This window comes from Burkholderia sp. LMU1-1-1.1, from assembly GCF_040675865.1.
Taxonomy (GTDB): Bacteria; Pseudomonadota; Gammaproteobacteria; order Burkholderiales; family Burkholderiaceae_D; genus Rugamonas.
Genome location: NZ_JBEGHG010000002.1, coordinates 79,569 through 96,052 on the forward strand (window position 1 = coordinate 79,569; position 16,484 = coordinate 96,052).

Here is a 16,484-nt window from a genome sequence, read left to right on the forward strand (position 1 = left end):
AGGTAACCCCAAGCCAAACCTGGGGTCGGACCCGGTGGGGTCCGACCCCGCCTGGCTGTGCGGGTTAAAGCAAAGGCCGGCGCGATGCCGGTCTTTAATGAATTACGCTTCGGTGGTCTTGCCGTAGGCGGCGGCGTCGAGCAGGCCGTCGATCGCGCTGGCGTCGGTCGGCTTGATCTTGAACAGCCAGGCCGCGTAGGCGTCGGTGTTGATCGATTCCGGGGCGCTGGCCACGTCTTCGTTGACGGCGATGACTTCGCCCGACACCGGCGCGTAGATGTCGCTGGCCGCCTTGACCGATTCCACCACGGCGGCGTCGTCGCCGGCGGTGTAGCTCTTGCCGACCTTCGGCAGTTCGACGAAGACGATGTCGCCCAGCGCGTCCTGCGCGTACTCGGTGATGCCGACGGTGACGGTGCCGTCAGACTCAGCGCGTACCCATTCGTGGGATTCGGTGTACTTCAGGTCTGCAGGAATATTCATGTAAGGCTCCAGAGGGGTAGGGGTCGGGGTACTAGTCGGGATACTAAATCAATTTAAACAGCGAGGATTTTACCGTTGCGGACGAAAGGCAGCTTGACCACCGAGGCGGCCAGCTTCTTGTCGCGGATTTCGACGTGCACGGTGTCGCCGACGGCCACGCCGTTGGGCACGCGCGCCAGCGCGATCGCTTGCTGCATGGTCGGGCTGAAGGTGCCGCTGGTGATCTCGCCGGCGGCGTCGGTGCCGGCCACGATGACTTTCTGGTGGGCGCGCAGCACGCCGCCTTTTTCGCGCAGGATCAGGCCGACGAATTGGGCGTTCTGGCCCATCGCCTGCAAAGCCGCCTTGCCGATGAAATCGCGCTCGGACACCAGGTCGATGGTCCAGGCCAGGCCGGCGTCGAGCGGGTTCACGGTTTCGTCCATGTCCTGGCCGTACAGGTTCATGCCGGCTTCCAGGCGCAGCGTGTCGCGCGCGCCCAGGCCGGCGGGCTTGACGCCGGCGGCGGCGAGCGCGTTCCACAGCTTCTCGGCCTGGTCGGCGGCGACGCCGATCTCGAAGCCGTCTTCGCCGGTGTAGCCGGTGCGGGCGATCATCGCCTCGCCGAAGGCCGCGCTGTGCGCGAAGGCGACGTTGAACGGTTTCATGTCGGCGGTGCCGGCCTTCGATTCGGGGATGACTTCCCACACCTTGGCGCGGGCGTTCGGGCCTTGCACGGCGATCAGCGCCATCGCGTTATCGCCGTCGCGGCGCTGGGTGATCGTCACGCCGCTGTTGGTGGCGGTGTTTTGCGCCTGCATCCACGCCACGTCTTTTTCGGCGGTGCCGGCGTTGACGACCAGGCGGAACCAGCTCTCGTCGATGAAGTAGACGATCAAGTCGTCGATGACGAAGCCCTGCGGGTTGAGCATGCACGAGTACAGCGCCTTGCCCGACACCTGCAGCTTGTCGACGTTGTTGGCCAGCAGGCCGCGCAGGAAGGCGCGCACGTTGGCGCCCTTGATGTCGACCACGCACATGTGGGCGACGTCGAACATGCCGACGTCGGTGCGCACGGCGTTGTGTTCTTCGATCTGCGAGCCGTAGTTGACGGGCATGTCCCAACCGCCGAAATCGACCATCTTGGCGCCGGCGGCACGGTGTGCGTTATTAAGTGGGGTGGCTTTGAGCGTCATAATTCCTCGGTCCATATCGAAAAGGGGTTAACAGAACATACAAGGAACGGCTAAAAAGCTGTTTCCACAATGATCGCAGACCCCTCTGTCCTTGGTACCTGAGAGATTACGGGACGAGTCGGACTCGATTCCCGTGCGCCCCTTCGGTGGACCGCCGGCGTGTGCCGCGGCCGCTCTCCAGAGTTGGACCAGTTGGCATCCCGCCGCGATGTGATGACATCGATGACGGCCGCGCCGGTCCCTTGATCGGTCCTTTTGCCTGAGAGTTTTTGGGTAGTGCCCCTTCGGCGGCCGCGTTGGCGTATCCGCCCGCAACCCTCTCCCGATCAAGACTCGGGAATATATGTCAGAAGGGCCGGAATGTCAATCTTGCGGGCAAGGCGGGAGGGTGCGATGAGCGGGGGCGCGCACGAATGGCGAACAATAAAAACGCCGTATAAACAACTATTTGCTAGAATAAATCATACTTATTCGAGAGCCCACCCATGAGCCAAGATCCAAATTCCTACGAGGGCCACGCGTGGTTCACCCTGTCCGGCGACGTCAACAGTGACATGGTGCGCCGTGTCTTCGACGCCGTCGCCGACATGACCGAGGACCGCGTCACCACCGCGCACATCCTGATCCAGTCGAACGGCGGCTATGTCAGCGACGGCATCTGCCTGTACAACTACCTGAGCAAGCTGCCGATCAAGATCGTCACCTACAACGCCGGCGCGGTGGCGTCGATCGCCGTCATACTTTTCCTGTCCGGCCAGGAGCGCTATGCCAGCGACACGGCACGTTTCATGGTGCACAAATCGCACGCCAGCGCGCCGCACGGCGCCCGGCCGGACGCGCTGCGCATCATCGTCGAAGGCTTGCAGGCGGACGACGCCCGCACCGAGCAGATCCTGCGCGACCATGTGCAGCTGACCGAGGAGCACTGGCGCACGCACGCCTATTCCGACCTGCACCTGACGGCGGCCGAGGGCGTGGCGGTGGGGATGGTCAACGCGGTGAAGGATTTCGTGCCGCCGCGCGGACAGCGCGTGGCCAATATTTGATCTGAAGGTTGAGCGGCGCCAGGGAGGCGCCGCCGATGCCGCTAGCTATCCATCCTGATTAGCGGTTTTTGTTGCCCGACTGTTTGTTGCCGTCATTTTTGTGGCTTTGCCGGCCGGCTTCCACATGTTGCTCGTGGGTGCCGCCCTGGGTGCCGGAGCGCGAGCCGCTGGAAGAACCCTGGTCGCCCGATTGCTTGCTGCTACCCTGGTCTCCCGATTGCTTGCCGCTGCCTTGATTGGAGCCTTGCTTGCTGCCGCCGCCTTTTTGATTCGAGTTCATTTTAATTCCTTTGTGAAAGTGAAAGAACGTACTCGCCAAAAGCGCGCCGTGCTTCCCGGAAACCGGTGGGCAACGTGTGCGTTTCTGGTAGAGCAATGATGCGTTTTCGCTCAGGCACTTGCTATCGGAGTGCGTCTTGGAGGGCTGTAGGAACATGCCTCGCACTCTTCATCAAAACTCTTCCCATTCGACTTCATTGCTGAGCTTGCCGGACGCTTTCCCGAGGCCGCTTGTGGAGGCGGCGCGCCCGGTCGCGCGGGGCTTGGCATGCGCCTCGGCGCCTGCTTTGGCGCTGGTGGCCGGGGCGGTGTTGGCGGCCGGGCGGCGCGGCGCGGCCTTGCGCTTGTCCGCCGACGGCAATGCCGGCTTGAGCCGCTCGCGGCGGGTGATGGCGGTGGCCGGCGCGGCGGGCGTCTCCCGGTGGTCCGGCATCTCCGCCGCGCCCGTCAGGGCGGCGGTGCCACGGGTGTCCAGCGCGTCGGCGCCGCCGACCGACTGCGGCGTGTCCCGGTACGCGCCCTCGTGCACGGCAAACGCGCCGATCGCCTCGTTCAGTTTGCCGGTTTCATCGCGCATCGACGACGCGGCCGCCGCCGCCTGCTCCACCAGCGCGGCGTTCTGCTGGGTCGCCTGATCCATCGCCGCGATCGCCTGATTGACCTGCTCCAGGCCGGCCGTCTGCTCGGCGCTGGCGTCGGCGATCTCCCCGATCAGCCCGGTCACGCGCTGGACGCTGCCCACCACCTCGTCCATCGTCAGCCGCGCCTGGTCGGCCAGCTGCGCGCCGCGCACGACCTTGTCGACCGAGTCGTCGATCAGGCTCTTGATCTCCTTGGCCGCCGCCGCGCTGCGCTGGGCCAGGTTGCGCACCTCGGAGGCGACCACGGCGAAGCCACGGCCTTGCTCGCCGGCACGCGCCGCCTCGACCGCCGCGTTCAGGGCCAGGATGTTGGTCTGGAATGCGATGCCGTCGATCACCCCGATGATTTCCGCGATTTTCTTCGAGCTGTCGTTGATCGACGCCATCGTGCCGACCACCTGGTCGACATCGTTGCCGCCGCGCACCGCGACCGCCGACGCCGACACGGCCAGCTTGTTGGCCTGCACCGCGTGCTCGGCGTTTTGCTTGACGGTGGCCGTCAACTGTTCCATCGACGAGGCGGTTTCCTCCAGCGAGGCGGCCTGTTGCTCGGTGCGGGTCGACAGGTCCTGATTGCCTTCGGCGATCTCGGCCGACGCCTGGCCGATCGCGCGGGCGCCGCTTTGCACCTGGGCGATCATCGTCATCAGGCTGTCGTTCATGTGCTGCATCGCTTGCAGCAGCTTGCCGGTTTCATTGCTCGTGCGCACCTCGATGCGGGTGCTCAGGTCGCCATCGGCGATGCGCCGCGCCACCAGCATCACCTGCAGCAGCGGCGCCGAGATCGTGCGCGCCAGCCACAGCGCCAGCAGCACGCCGAAGCCGATCGCGGCGGCGAGCAGGGCCAGGGTGGTGATGCGCGCGACCGTGTACACCTGGTCGGCGCCGCGCGCCGCCTTCTGGCTGCCCGACATATTGCTGGACAGTATTTTGTCCAGCTGGGCGTTGGCCGCATCGAGCGCCGGCTGCGACGAGCCCTTGAGGACGGCAACCGCGTCGTCCTTTTTGCCTTCGTTAGCCAGCTTCATCATTTTGTCGTGTTCGGCCAGATAGGCGACGGCCATTCGTTGTAATTCGATCGCCTCGGCCTTGACGTTGGCATCGTTGACTGTCCTGCCGAGCCTGTCGGCATTGTCACGGAACGCGGATAGTGCGAGACTTAGTTTTTGCTCGGAACCGTCGATGCTGGCCTTGTCGCTGATGACCACGTGTTCGAGCTTGCGCAATTCCTGTAGATCGTTTTTGAGTGACAGCACGGCGATGGTCTGGGGCAGCCAACTGCCCGACAACAGCGTCGATGCCTGATTGATGTCGCCCATGCGTCCCAGCGCGGTCGCGCCGAGCAGCACGGTCAGGACCAGCACGGTGGCGAAGGCGACCAGTAATCTGCTGGAGGTTTCCAGGTTATGCAGGAATTTCATGGATATCCTTGGTGAGGGAAGCGACGGCGGGAGGGCGGAGGGCGGACCAGATAATGATGTTAAGCAAAGTCCAAGCTTGTTCTTTGCGCCTCGTCAAAACCGCTGTTGGAACGAAGAAAGTGGTACACAGCCCGCAAACTGCCAAAAAAATCGCGGATTCTTTCATTGTTGGTATTGCCATGTGGAAATACTGTGCAAGAATGAGGTCTACGGATCGATCACCAGCAGGCCGACATGATGGCTAACACCTCAACCACTCCGAGCACCAGCGGCGGGCCGAAAAAGACGGTCTCGCCGCGGCATGGCTTGTTGGAGGACTTGATCGGCATCGCCGTCAAGCATGCGGGCGACCAATATCTGGAACTGGCCACCAAACTGGCCGGCGCGCTGATCGACGCCACCGATGGCGACACGCGCGCCATCCAGCAACGGCTGCGTGCCGGCAATCTGCTGCGCAACCGCCACTTCGCGTTCCTGCATCTGGCGACGGAGGCCCTGGAGAAGGCGCTGCGCCGCGAGATCGCCGAGTTGGCGCCGTCCGTCAAGGACAAGCGCGGCGGCGCCGACCAGCCGATGGCGCTGGTGCCGTTCGAGGAAATGGATACCCGGGTGGCGCTTGGCGGCGTCAGCAAGCCGTTCGAATCGCTGCATTCGGACGCGTTGCAGACGTTGAATGTGCGGCTGGCGTTCCTGCTGGACCGCGACATCCTGCGCGTGAGCCAGAACCCGTTCCGCCCCGAGGTGTTCCTGGTGGCCTTGCAGCGGGCGTGGCTGGAATTCGATCCCGAGCCGGAATCGGCCCCGCTGTTGCAACCGCTCATCAAACCGGGCATGTTCATCGAGCTGGGGCCGATGCTCGAGGCGCTGAACCTCGCGTTGCAAAGCAAGGGTGTGTTGCCGGGCTCGGTGGATGGCTACAAGGGGCGCAAGGCCGATGCGGCCAGGGCGGCGGCCAACGAGCGCGCGCGCGGCAGCCAGGCGGCGCTGGCTCAGCAGCTACGGCAATTTTTCGCGTCCAGCGATGTCGCCGGTTCGGCCGCCGGCCAGATTGTCGACAACATCGCCGGCGGCTTGCTGCAGGGCGCCGGCGGTATCGATCTGAGCATTCCTGATTTGCCGATGTCGGCGCTGAACTCCGGCGCCGTCTGGGTGCCGAACGCGGCCGGGCAGGGCGCGGCCGCGCGGGCGGTTGGCGGCACCGTCGCGGGTCCGGCGCCGGGCTTCGCCACCGCCGGCGCGCCCGGGGGCGTCTGGGTGCAGGGCCCGGCCCAGGGTTTCCAGCCGCGCGGCGTCAGCAACGAGCAAGCCCAGCGGCAGTCGCAGATCGGCGCCAAGCAGCCGCTGTTCGCCTATCTGGCACAGTTACAGGCCACCACGGCGGCGGGCGCGGTTGGCAAGGAGGAATCCGACGGCGCACCGGCGCCCGGCGGCGCGCCCATCCCCGCCAACGTGTTCTACTTGCCCAACATAAAGCAAAGCGTGCCGCAGGGCAGCCTGACGCGCGCCGACGAAAGCACCATCGATTTGCTGACGGCGATCTTCGACACCGTCTTCCGCGATCAGAACATCTCGCAGGAAATACGCGATCTGATCCGCTTCCTGCAGATCCCCGTGCTCAAGGCCGCGCTGGTCGACAAGAACTTCTTCTTCCAGGAGGAGCACCCGGCGCGCCGCATGATCGATCTGCTGTCGCGCATGGGTTGGGAGCAGCGCAAGGGGCCGGAAGATCCGTTGTTCAAGGCGATGCAACGCAGCGTCGACCGCGTCGGCCGCGACTACGACCAGGAACTGTCGGTGTTCGCGCAGGCGGTCAACGACCTGGAGGCGTCGATCCAGGCCGAGGAGCGCGCCGCCGCGGCCGCCATCGCCGAACCGATCGCCGCCGCGCTCAAGCAGGAAAAGATGGCGGAATCGGCCAAGCTGGCGAAAAACGCCGTGGCCTTGCGCATCGGCACCGGCGAGGTCATCGCCGTGGTGGAAGCCTTCCTCGAGCAGCGCTGGGTCTCCGTTCTGACCGTCGCCTACAGCATCGAAGACGGCAAGCCGGGCGCCGTCAACAATGCCACCAAGGCCATGGACGAACTGATCTGGAGCGTGCGTCCCAAGTTGAACGCCGACGACCGCAAGCTGTTGATCGCCAAGTTGCCCGGCATGCTGGCGACCTTGAACAAGTGGCTCGACGTGATCAAGTGGCAGGACGCCGACCGCCTGCAATTCTTCGCCGAGCTGGCCGAGTGCCACGCGTCCATCGTGCGCGCGCCGCTGGACCTGTCGCCGGAGCGCCAACTGGAAATATCGGTGCAGGTGGCGCGGCAGGCCGCCGAGCGGCGCCTGGAGCTGCAGGCGAAGGCCGACGCGGCCGACGAGGCCGAGGCCGACGCGCGCGCCAGCCAGCCGGAGCTCGAAGCGGCCGAGGAGGAGGCGGCCATCGAAGTCGAGGGGCTACGGCGCGGCATGTGGCTGGAGTTCGCGCAGCCGGACGGCGGCCGGCGCAAGGTCAAGCTGGCGTGGATCAGTCCGCTGCGCACCTTGTACATCTTCTCGACCGCCACGCGGCAGGAGGCGTTCTCGATATCGGGCGAGCAATTGGCGCGGCAATTCCAGGAAAACACCGCGCAGGTGGTGCGCAACGACGGCGTGGTGGCCCTCGCGCTGTCCGAAGCGCTGGCGCGCTCCGCCGTCAACGACGCGTCGGCCGATCCGCCGGCGTCGGCGTTCGGCTGACGCGCATCAAACCCGGTCTGATTACTTCACGGTCAGCAGCGCGCCGCCCATGCCGATGAACAAGGCGCCGGTGGTGCGCTTGGTAAAGCGCGAGCGGGCCGCGCTTTGGCGCACCTTGCGTTTCATCCATGATGCACACGCCACATAGAAGAAGTGCGACAGTAGCGTGCAGGCGGTGAAGGCCGACGTCAACAGCAGGAAGCGCGTCGGATCGATGTGGTCTGGCGGCATGAATTGCGGAAATACGGCGGTGAAGAACAGGATCGCCTTGGGATTGCTCACCGCCACCAGCAGGCCGGAGCGGAAGGTGTTGAAGCGGCTGGCCTGCGCGACTGGGGCCTGCGGCGCGGATTCATCGGCCTGTACCGGCGCCGCCGACGCCTGGCGCCAGGTTTTCACGCCGAGATAGATCAGGTAGGCGGCCCCGGCCACCTTAAGCGCGCCAAAGGCCAGCGCCGAGGTCTTGAGCACCAGGCCCAGGCCGGCGACGGCGGTGGTGGCGACGATGAACACACCCAGCGCATTTCCCAGCGAGCTATACAATGCGCGCCGCGCGCCCTGCGTGGCGGCCGTCGAGATGGCCATGAGAACGCCCGGTCCCGGGCTGAACGCGGCCGCAAGGGAAACGGAGAGGAATAACAGCCAGGTCGAGAGGGTCATGAAGCGATTCCGATCAAACAACAATGAGGATGAGCAACAGTATGCCATGCCGTCCCCGAAGCTGCTGGCGGACTCCTTTTTTGCCTCGGGCACGCTTCGTGCGTGCTGGTATGTGCCTTATTATTTGCCTAAACAAGGTTGTTTTGCGGCAATTGTTCGGCCAAATACGGCCGGGTATGGTCTAATGATGGTGCAGTGCAAAATAATTGAAAGGCGGTGATTGGATGATATGGTGGCATGCTCTAAGCGTAGCGGGTAGTTTGGCGGTAACGGGACCGATCGGCGTGGCGATCGCCGTCTGGCTGATCGCGGGCAAGTCCTGGCGGCTCACCTGGATGTGGGGCGTGCTGTTCGGCGTCGGCATGGCGCTGGTCGTCATCACCAAGATGGCGTTCGTGGGCTGGGGCGTTGGCGTCGAGTCGGTCGAGTTCGCCGGCTTCAGCGGCCACGCGATGCGCTCTGCGGCCGTCTATCCGGTCGCCGCCTTCCTCGCCTTCCGCAGCTCCAGCAGCAACGCCAGGTATCTGGCCACGGCCGCCGGGGTGGTCTTCGCCATCCTCATCTCCATCTCGCGCGTGCCGACGATGGCGCACTCGGTGTCCGAGTCGGTCACCGGGACGATACTGGGGCTGGCCATCGCCGCCGCCTTCATCCGCTACGCCAGCAACGAGCACCATTGGGCGCTGAGCCGGATGCTGGTCGTGCTGTGCCTGCCGATCCTGCTGATCGCGCCGCGCGTCGAGCCGGTGCCGGCCGAGCAGTGGATCACCCAGGCCGCGCTGTACCTGTCTGGCCGCGATGAACCCTACACCCGCGCCATGTGGCAGGACTCCCGGCACCGGGGGCACGAATAGGCGCGCGGCGGGGCGCCGGTGTAGACCGTGTTTTGATCTTATTTAATGCGCTAAATGGTATTATTGTGATCTTTTACAGCCCAGAGCCCAGATAATCACGTGCGTCTATCTTCCATAAAATTGTCGGGATTCAAGTCTTTCGTTGATCCCACCAATTTCCAGGTGCCTGGTCAGCTGGTTGGCGTGGTGGGACCCAACGGTTGCGGCAAGTCGAATATCATCGACGCCGTGCGCTGGGTGCTGGGCGAATCCAAGGCCTCCGAGCTGCGCGGCGAGTCGATGCAGGACGTCATTTTCAACGGCTCGACCCACCGCAAGCCGGCCGGGCGGGCGTCGGTCGAACTGGTCTTCGACAACAACGACGGCAAGGCCGCCGGCCAGTGGGGCCAGTACGCGGAGATCGCCGTCAAGCGCACCTTGACGCGCGACGGCACCTCGACCTATTACATCAACGGCCAGCCGGTGCGCCGGCGCGATATCCAGGATATCTTCCTCGGCACCGGCCTCGGTCCCCGCGCCTACGCCATCATCGGCCAGGGCATGATCAGCCGTATCATCGAATCGCGTCCCGAGGAACTGCGGGTGTTCCTCGAGGAGGCGGCCGGCGTCTCCAAGTACAAGGAGCGCCGCCGGGAAACCGAAAACCGTCTGCACGACACCCGCGAGAACCTGCTGCGCGTCGAGGACATCCTGCGCGAACTGAATTCGAACCTGGAGAAGCTGGAAGCCCAGGCCGCCGTCGCGACCAAGTTCCACCAGCTGCAATCGGACCAGGAAGAGAAGCAAAAGCTGCTTTGGCTGCTGCGCAAAATCGAAGCCGAGAACGAGCAGAAAAAGTACTTCCGCGAGGTGGAGCTGGCGCAGAACGATCTGGAGGAGCAGACCGCGAAGCTGCGCAACGTCGAGGCGACCCTGGAGCACATGCGCCAGGCGCACTTCGCCGCCGGCGACCGCCTGCACACGGCGCAGGGCAGCCTGTATCAGACCAACGCCGAAATCGGCAGCCTGGAAGCGCAGATCAAGTTCGTCATCGAATCGCGCGGCCGCCTGCAATCGCAGCTGGCGGCGCTGACCGCGCAGCGCGACCAGTGGCAGAACCAGGCCAGCGAATACGGCGGCCAAATCGAGGAAGCCGAATTCACGCTTGAAGAGCTGTCGGCCAAGGTCGAGCAATCGCAGATGATGGCCGAGCAAAAAGGCGAGTCGCTGCCGATGCTGGAACAGGCATGGCGCGAGGCGCAAACCAAGAGCACCGAATCGCGCGCCCGCATCATGCAGGCGCAGCAGCAGCTGGAGCTGGAGTCCGCGCACCAGCGCAACGCCAGCAACATCCTCAACGGCCTGGCCGTGCGGCGCGAGCGCCTGCAGCAGGAAAAGAGCGGCCTTAGTCTGCCCGACAGCGCGCACCTGGCCAATATGCGCATGCAGCTGGAGGAAAAGCAGCAGGCGCTGGAAGAACAGAGCTTCCTGCTGGAGGAGGCGCTGGAGCAGCAGCCGCGCCTTGAGGAAGAACGCCAGGCCGCGCAGCAGCAGGTCAATAGCGAAACCGCCGCCAACGCCCAATTGGAAGCGCGCCTGAACGCGCTGCGGCAGTTGCAGGAACGCGTGCAGACCCAAGGCAAGGTGACGCCATGGCTGCAAAAGCACGAGCTCGATTCCTTGCCGCGCCTGTGGCAAAAACTGAATATCGAATCGGGCTGGGAGACGGCGCTGGAGTCGGTGCTGCGCGAGCGCACCTCGGCGCTGCAGATGTCGAACATCGAATGGGCCAAGGCCTTCTTCGGCGACGCGCCGCCGGCCAAGCTGGCGCTGTTCGCGCCGTCGACGGCGGTGCCGCCGGCGCCGGTGGAAGTGGCGGGCCTGAAGCCGTTCCTGAATCTGCTCAAGCTCAACGACCCGTCGCTGCGCGGCCTGCTGCAGGACTGGCTGCACAACGCCTACCACGCCGAGGACGCGGCCGAAGCCTTCGCCGAACGCGCCAGGCTGCCGGCCGGCGGCTACTTCGTCACCCGCCAGGGCCACGTCGTCACGCAGAACAGCGTGCGCTTCTATGCGGCCGACTCGGAGCAGGACGGCATGCTGGGGCGGCAGCAGGAAATCGAAAACATCACCAAGCAGCTGCGCGCGCAGCAGATGCTGGCCGACGAGGCGCGTGCGCGTTCGGTGCGCGCGGAGGCGGCGCTGTCGGAGCACACGCGCCGCCTGACCGAGTACCGCGCCAAGCTGCAAAGCCTGCAGCAGTCGGTGCACACCCTGCAGCTCGACGTCGTCAAGCTGTCGGAGATCGAGGCGCGCTTCAACCAGCGCAGCAACCAGATCGAAACCGACCTGGCCGAAATCGCGGCGCAGGAGGAAGAACAGACCCAGATCAAGATGGAGTCCGAGGAAAAGTTCGAGCAGCTCGATATGGAGCTCGGCAACCTGCAGGGCGACCACGAGGACGGCCAGACCGTGTTCCTGGAAAAGGAACAGCGCCTGGCCGACGCCCGCGAAGCCCTGCGCGATCTGGAGCGCGCCGCGCAGGAGGCGCAGTTCGCCGAAAAATCCCAGCGCAGCAAGATCGAGGAATTGCGCCGTTCGATCGCCACCGCGACCGCGCAGGTGGCGCAGGTGACGCAGAGCCTGGAAGCGGGCCAGCTTGAACTGGCGACGATGGAATCCGGCTCCGCCAACGACGGCCTGCAGGACTTGCTGGACCGCCGCACGGACCAGGAGAAGGCGCTGTCGGACGCGCGCCATGAGCTCGACCAGATCACGCAGCAGCTGCGCCAATTCGAGGAAGGGCGCATGTCGACCGAGCGCGCGCTGCAACCGCAGCGCGACAAGATCATGGAAATGCAGCTCAAGGAGCAGGCCGCGCGCCTGAACCAGGAACAGTTCGCCGCGCAGCTGGCCGAGGTGCAGGCCGACGAGGCGGCGCTGGCCGAGAAGCTGCATCCGGATATGAAGGCGTCGTATCTGCAGGGCGAGGTCACGCGCCTGACCAACGCCATTTCGATGCTGGGCGCGGTCAACCTGGCGGCGCTGGACGAGCTGGCGACGGCGTCCGAGCGCAAGAACTTCCTCGATTCGCAGAACGCCGACTTGAACGAGGCGATCAACACGCTGGAAGACGCCATCGCGCGGATCGACAAGGAAACGCGCGATCTGCTGCAGGACACCTTCGACCGCGTCAACGGTCACTTCTCCGAGCTGTTCCCGATCCTGTTCGGCGGCGGCCAGGCCAAGTTGATCATGACCGGCGATGAAATTCTCGACTCCGGCGTGCAGGTCATGGCGCAGCCGCCGGGTAAAAAGAACGCCACCATCCACCTGCTGTCCGGCGGCGAAAAAGCGCTGACGGCGACGGCGCTGGTGTTCTCGATGTTCCGACTTAACCCGGCGCCGTTCTGCCTGCTCGACGAGGTCGACGCACCGCTGGACGACGCCAATACCGAACGATTCTGCCGGATGGTCAAACGGATGTCCGACCATACCCAATTCCTCTTCATCTCGCACAATAAGATTGCGATGGAGATGGCCAATCAACTAATCGGTGTGACGATGCAGGAGCAGGGCGTATCGCGCATCGTGGCGGTGGATATGGAATCCGCCGCCAACTTCGCTTCAGAGGCACAAGCAGCATGACAGACCTTCAAATGAGTTTGATCGGGATCGCCGGCGTATTCGTCGCCGGTGTATTCACCTACAACAAAATCCAGGAATACAAGGCCAAGAAGAGCGTCGAACGCGCCTTCGCGACCGATCACGACGATGTGCTGATGCGCACCGGCGAAACCCCGGCCGCGCGTCCGGAGCCGCGCATCGAACCCCATGTCGACGCGGTCCCCGGCGTGCGCCAGGAGCCGAGCTTCTCGCTCGACGGCGACACCGGCGCGCCTGGCGTAGCGGGCGCCGAAGCGGCTGCGGCGGCATCCGCGCTGGCGGCGGTCGCGGGGGAATTCAGCACCGACGCCATCGATCCGTCCGCGTCGACGGAGGCCGCCGAAGCGGCGCTGATCGCGCGCGCCAACGCGGCATCGGCGGCCGCCGCCGAACAGGCCACCGCGCTGGTCGACCCGTTGATCGACTGCCTGCTGCCGCTGGCGCTGGAAGGCGCGGCGCGCGGCGACAAGCTGCTGCCGGTGCTGCAAACCCTGCGCATGGTCGGCAACAAGCCGGTGCACTACATCGGCCTGGCCGTCAGCGGCGACTGGGAACCGATCGTCCACGGCGGCGTCTACACCAAGCTGCAGGGTGGCGTGCAACTGGCCAGCCGCAGCACCGCCTTGAACGAACTGGAATACTCGGAACTGGTCACGCGCCTGCGCGCCATGGCCGACGAAATCGGCGCCGAGCCGGAGATCCCGGACATGATCGAAGTGATGGCCGAGGCGCGCAATCTGCACCGCTTCGTTGCCGGCCACGACGCGCAGCTGGGCGTCAACCTGCAATCGAACGGCGCGCCGTGGGCCATTTCGACCCTGATCGGCGCGCTGGAGAAGCAGGGCTTCGACGTGCGTCCGGACGGCCGTTTCGTCATGCCGGACGGCGACGGCGGCTTCCTGTTCTCGCTGTCGACCAACGTCACGCTGGCCGAGGAAACCACCTCGCGTCTGACCCTGCTGCTGGACGTGCCATGCGTGGCGCCGGCGCGCGACGGTTTCGGCGCCATGGTGGCCTGTGCCAAGTCGCTGGTGGGGCGTCTGGACGCGACCATCGTCGACGACTACAACCAGCCGCTGACCGATGCCGCGCTGGGCGAGATCGCCACGCAGGTACAGGACTTTTACACCGAGATGAACGAGGCCGATATCCCGGCCGGTTCCACCCGCGCCCTGCGTTTGTTTAGCTGATTCTGGAAGTAGCAATGACTGAAGTGGATTACAAGGCGCGTATCGAATCGCTGAGCGCTGAGCTGAACCGGCACCTGCACGCCTATCATGTGGAGGACGCGCCCACCATCCCGGATGCGGAGTACGACAAGCTGTTCATGGAGTTGCAGGCGCTGGAGCTCGAGCATCCGGAGCTGGTGCTGGCCGATTCGCCGACCAAGCGCGTGGGCGCGGCGCCGCTGCCGCAGTTCGACCAGGTCACCCATTCGGTGCCGATGCTGTCGCTGAACAACGGCTTCGCCGACGAGGATGTCGAAAACTTCGACCGCCGCGTGCGCGAGGGCCTGGACTCGGCCGGAGCCGTCGAATACGCGGCCGAAGTCAAATACGACGGCCTGGCCATCAACCTGCGCTACGAAAACGGCGTGCTGGTGCAAGCTGCCACGCGCGGCGACGGTTACACCGGCGAGGACGTGACGGCCAATATCCGCACCATCCGCACGATTCCGCTGCGCCTCGACACGAAGAATCCGCCCGCCGTCCTCGACGTGCGCGGCGAGGTGCTGATGTTCAAAAGCGACTTCGACGCGCTGAACGCGCGCCAGCGCGAGGCCGGCCAGAAGGAGTTCGTCAATCCGCGCAACGCGGCGGCGGGCAGCCTGCGCCAGCTCGATTCGCGCATCACGCGCCAGCGCAAGCTCAGTTTCTTCTGCTACGGCATAGGCATGCTGGAAGGCGCCGACATGCCGCCGTCCCATTCCGCGCTGCTGGACTGGTATCGCACGCTCGGCTTGCCGGTGGCGAAAGAGGGCGCGGTGGTGCGGGGCTACGAAGGTCTGATGGCGTACTACAAACAGATCGGCGAAGCGCGTCCGACGATGCCATACGAGATTGACGGCGTGGTCTACAAAACCAATCTGCTGCAAGATCAGCGCACGCTGGGCTTCGTGTCGCGCGCGCCGCGTTTCGCGCTGGCGCACAAATTCCCCGCCGAGGAAGCGCTGACGACCGTGCAGGCGATCGAGGTGCAGGTCGGCCGCACCGGCGCCATCACGCCGGTGGCGCGGCTGGCGTCGGTGTTCGTCGGCGGCGTCAACGTCACCAACGCGACGCTGCATAACGAAGATGAAGTGCGCCGCAAGGACGTGCGCGTCGGCGACACGGTGATCGTGCGCCGCGCCGGCGACGTGATCCCGGAAGTGCTGGCCGTGGTGCTGGAGCGCCGCCCGACGCCGGAACCGGCGATGTACGTATTGCCGAAAACCTGCCCGGTGTGCGGCTCGCACGTGGTGCGCGAAGAGGGCGAGGCGATCGCCCGCTGCTCCGGCGGTTTGTTCTGCTCCGCGCAGCGCAAGGAGGCGATCCGCCACTTCGCCGGCCGCAAGATGATGGACATCGAAGGCCTGGGCGACCGCTACATCGACAGCCTGGTCGAATGGGGCAAGGTGCAGCGCGTGGCCGACCTCTACTCGCTTAAGCTGGAAGACCTGCTGGAGATGAAGCGGCTGGCCGACGAGCGCGATGGCACGACGCCGGAGACCGTCGCCAAGGGCAAGATCGCCACCAAGTGGGCCGACAATCTGCTGGAGGCCATCGCCGCCAGCAAGAACCCGCCGCTGGAACGCTTGCTGTTCGCGCTCGGCATCCGCCACGTCGGAGAATCGACCGCCAAGACCTTGGCCGAGTGGCTGGGGCGCTTCGACCTGATACGCCGCGTGCCGGCCGCGCTGCTGCGCGTGCTGCCCGATATCGGCGGCACGGTGGCGCTGTCGATCGCCGAATTCTTTGCCGAGCCGAAAAACCAGGAAGCCATCGACGCCTTGCTGGCGGCCGGCGTGACGCCGAAAGGCGAGCATCCGCCAAGCGCCAAGCTGCGCGAGAAGCTCGACACCGTCAAGCTGATGGCCGCGCTAGCGATCCCGAAACTGACCGAACCGCGCAGCAAGCAGCTGGTGGACCAGGGCATGAACTTGAAGGCGATGTCGAATCTGCCGATCTTCACTGTCTTCGGCCTGCCGGCCGCCGTCGGCGAATCGCTGACGGCGTGGATGGCCGAACCGGGCAACCGCGAGCTGGTCGCCTCGCTGCACCAGTTACGCGAGGACCTGCTGGCGCAACTGCCTGAGGAAGCGGCCGAAGGTCCGCTGACCGGCAAGACCTTCGTGCTGACAGGGACGCTGCCGAACCTGAGCCGCGACGAGGCGGCCGCGATGATCGAAGCGCAGGGCGGCAAGGTCTCCGGTTCAGTGTCGAAGAAGACCCACTATCTGGTGGCGGGCGCCGACGCCGGCAGCAAGCTGGCCAAGGCGCAGGAACTGGAAGTGACCATCCTCGACGAGGCGGGCCTGCAGGAACTGCTGGCGAAATAACGGAAAAAGGGTGGCGAG

Annotated in this window: 11 protein-coding genes and 2 riboswitches; of the genes, 6 read left to right on the top strand and 5 right to left on the bottom strand. The window is 65.2% G+C overall.

Annotation, left to right across the window (positions count from 1 at the left end):
- Window positions 1-102 precede the first annotated feature (102 nt).
- The gene (gcvH, locus tag MRBLMU1_RS02755; protein WP_363496678.1) at window positions 103-483 is read right to left on the bottom strand and encodes a glycine cleavage system protein GcvH; all 381 of its coding nucleotides are present in this window, start codon (window positions 481-483) and stop codon (window positions 103-105) included.
- A 53-nt stretch (window positions 484-536) separates the two neighbouring features.
- Entirely contained in the window at window positions 537-1,658 is a 1,122-nt protein-coding gene (gcvT, locus tag MRBLMU1_RS02760) for a glycine cleavage system aminomethyltransferase GcvT (RefSeq protein WP_363496680.1), read from the bottom strand.
- 75 nt (window positions 1,659-1,733) lie between these two features.
- Window positions 1,734-1,849, bottom strand: a riboswitch (glycine riboswitch).
- A gap of 46 nt (window positions 1,850-1,895) precedes the next feature.
- Window positions 1,896-1,993, bottom strand: a riboswitch (glycine riboswitch).
- A 150-nt stretch (window positions 1,994-2,143) separates the two neighbouring features.
- On the opposite strand from gcvT, the gene MRBLMU1_RS02765 reads away from it, so the two are divergent.
- Window positions 2,144-2,704 (top strand): ATP-dependent Clp protease proteolytic subunit, encoded by a 561-nt coding sequence (locus MRBLMU1_RS02765; protein ID WP_363496683.1) that lies wholly within the window; start codon window positions 2,144-2,146, stop codon window positions 2,702-2,704.
- Between the two features lie 58 nt (window positions 2,705-2,762).
- Here MRBLMU1_RS02765 and MRBLMU1_RS02770 read toward each other — a convergent pair whose 3' ends face one another.
- Both MRBLMU1_RS02770 and MRBLMU1_RS02775 read right to left on the bottom strand, forming a co-directional pair.
- Complete coding sequence (locus tag MRBLMU1_RS02770; protein WP_363496685.1) at window positions 2,763-2,984, bottom strand: hypothetical protein; 222 nt, start codon at window positions 2,982-2,984, stop codon at window positions 2,763-2,765.
- A gap of 171 nt (window positions 2,985-3,155) precedes the next feature.
- Window positions 3,156-5,045 carry a methyl-accepting chemotaxis protein gene (locus tag MRBLMU1_RS02775; RefSeq protein ID WP_363496687.1) on the bottom strand — a complete coding sequence of 630 codons (1,890 nt, stop codon included), beginning with the start codon at window positions 5,043-5,045 and terminating at the stop codon, window positions 3,156-3,158.
- 234 nt (window positions 5,046-5,279) lie between these two features.
- Between MRBLMU1_RS02775 and MRBLMU1_RS02780 the strand changes: the two genes are divergently transcribed.
- Window positions 5,280-7,769 (top strand): DUF1631 family protein, encoded by a 2,490-nt coding sequence (locus MRBLMU1_RS02780; protein WP_363496690.1) that lies wholly within the window; start codon window positions 5,280-5,282, stop codon window positions 7,767-7,769.
- Window positions 7,770-7,790: 21 nt separating this feature from the next.
- On the opposite strand, the gene MRBLMU1_RS02785 is transcribed toward MRBLMU1_RS02780, so the two are convergent.
- A complete protein-coding gene (locus MRBLMU1_RS02785; protein WP_363496693.1) occupies window positions 7,791-8,429 on the bottom strand; it encodes a LysE family translocator in 639 nt (212 codons plus the stop codon).
- A 260-nt stretch (window positions 8,430-8,689) separates the two neighbouring features.
- Between MRBLMU1_RS02785 and MRBLMU1_RS02790 the strand changes: the two genes are divergently transcribed.
- From MRBLMU1_RS02790 to ligA, 4 genes are all read left to right on the top strand, one after another.
- Complete coding sequence (locus MRBLMU1_RS02790; protein ID WP_363496696.1) at window positions 8,690-9,283, top strand: phosphatase PAP2 family protein; 594 nt, start codon at window positions 8,690-8,692, stop codon at window positions 9,281-9,283.
- 99 nt (window positions 9,284-9,382) lie between these two features.
- Window positions 9,383-12,910 carry a chromosome segregation protein SMC gene (gene smc, locus MRBLMU1_RS02795; RefSeq protein ID WP_363496698.1) on the top strand — a complete coding sequence of 1,176 codons (3,528 nt, stop codon included), beginning with the start codon at window positions 9,383-9,385 and terminating at the stop codon, window positions 12,908-12,910.
- Window positions 12,907-14,118 (top strand): cell division protein ZipA C-terminal FtsZ-binding domain-containing protein, encoded by a 1,212-nt coding sequence (locus tag MRBLMU1_RS02800; RefSeq protein WP_363496701.1) that lies wholly within the window; start codon window positions 12,907-12,909, stop codon window positions 14,116-14,118. The genes smc and MRBLMU1_RS02800 overlap by 4 nt, the downstream gene beginning before the upstream one ends.
- A 14-nt stretch (window positions 14,119-14,132) precedes the next feature.
- Window positions 14,133-16,466 (top strand): NAD-dependent DNA ligase LigA, encoded by a 2,334-nt coding sequence (gene ligA, locus MRBLMU1_RS02805; protein WP_363496704.1) that lies wholly within the window; start codon window positions 14,133-14,135, stop codon window positions 16,464-16,466.
- Window positions 16,467-16,484: the final 18 nt, after the last annotated feature.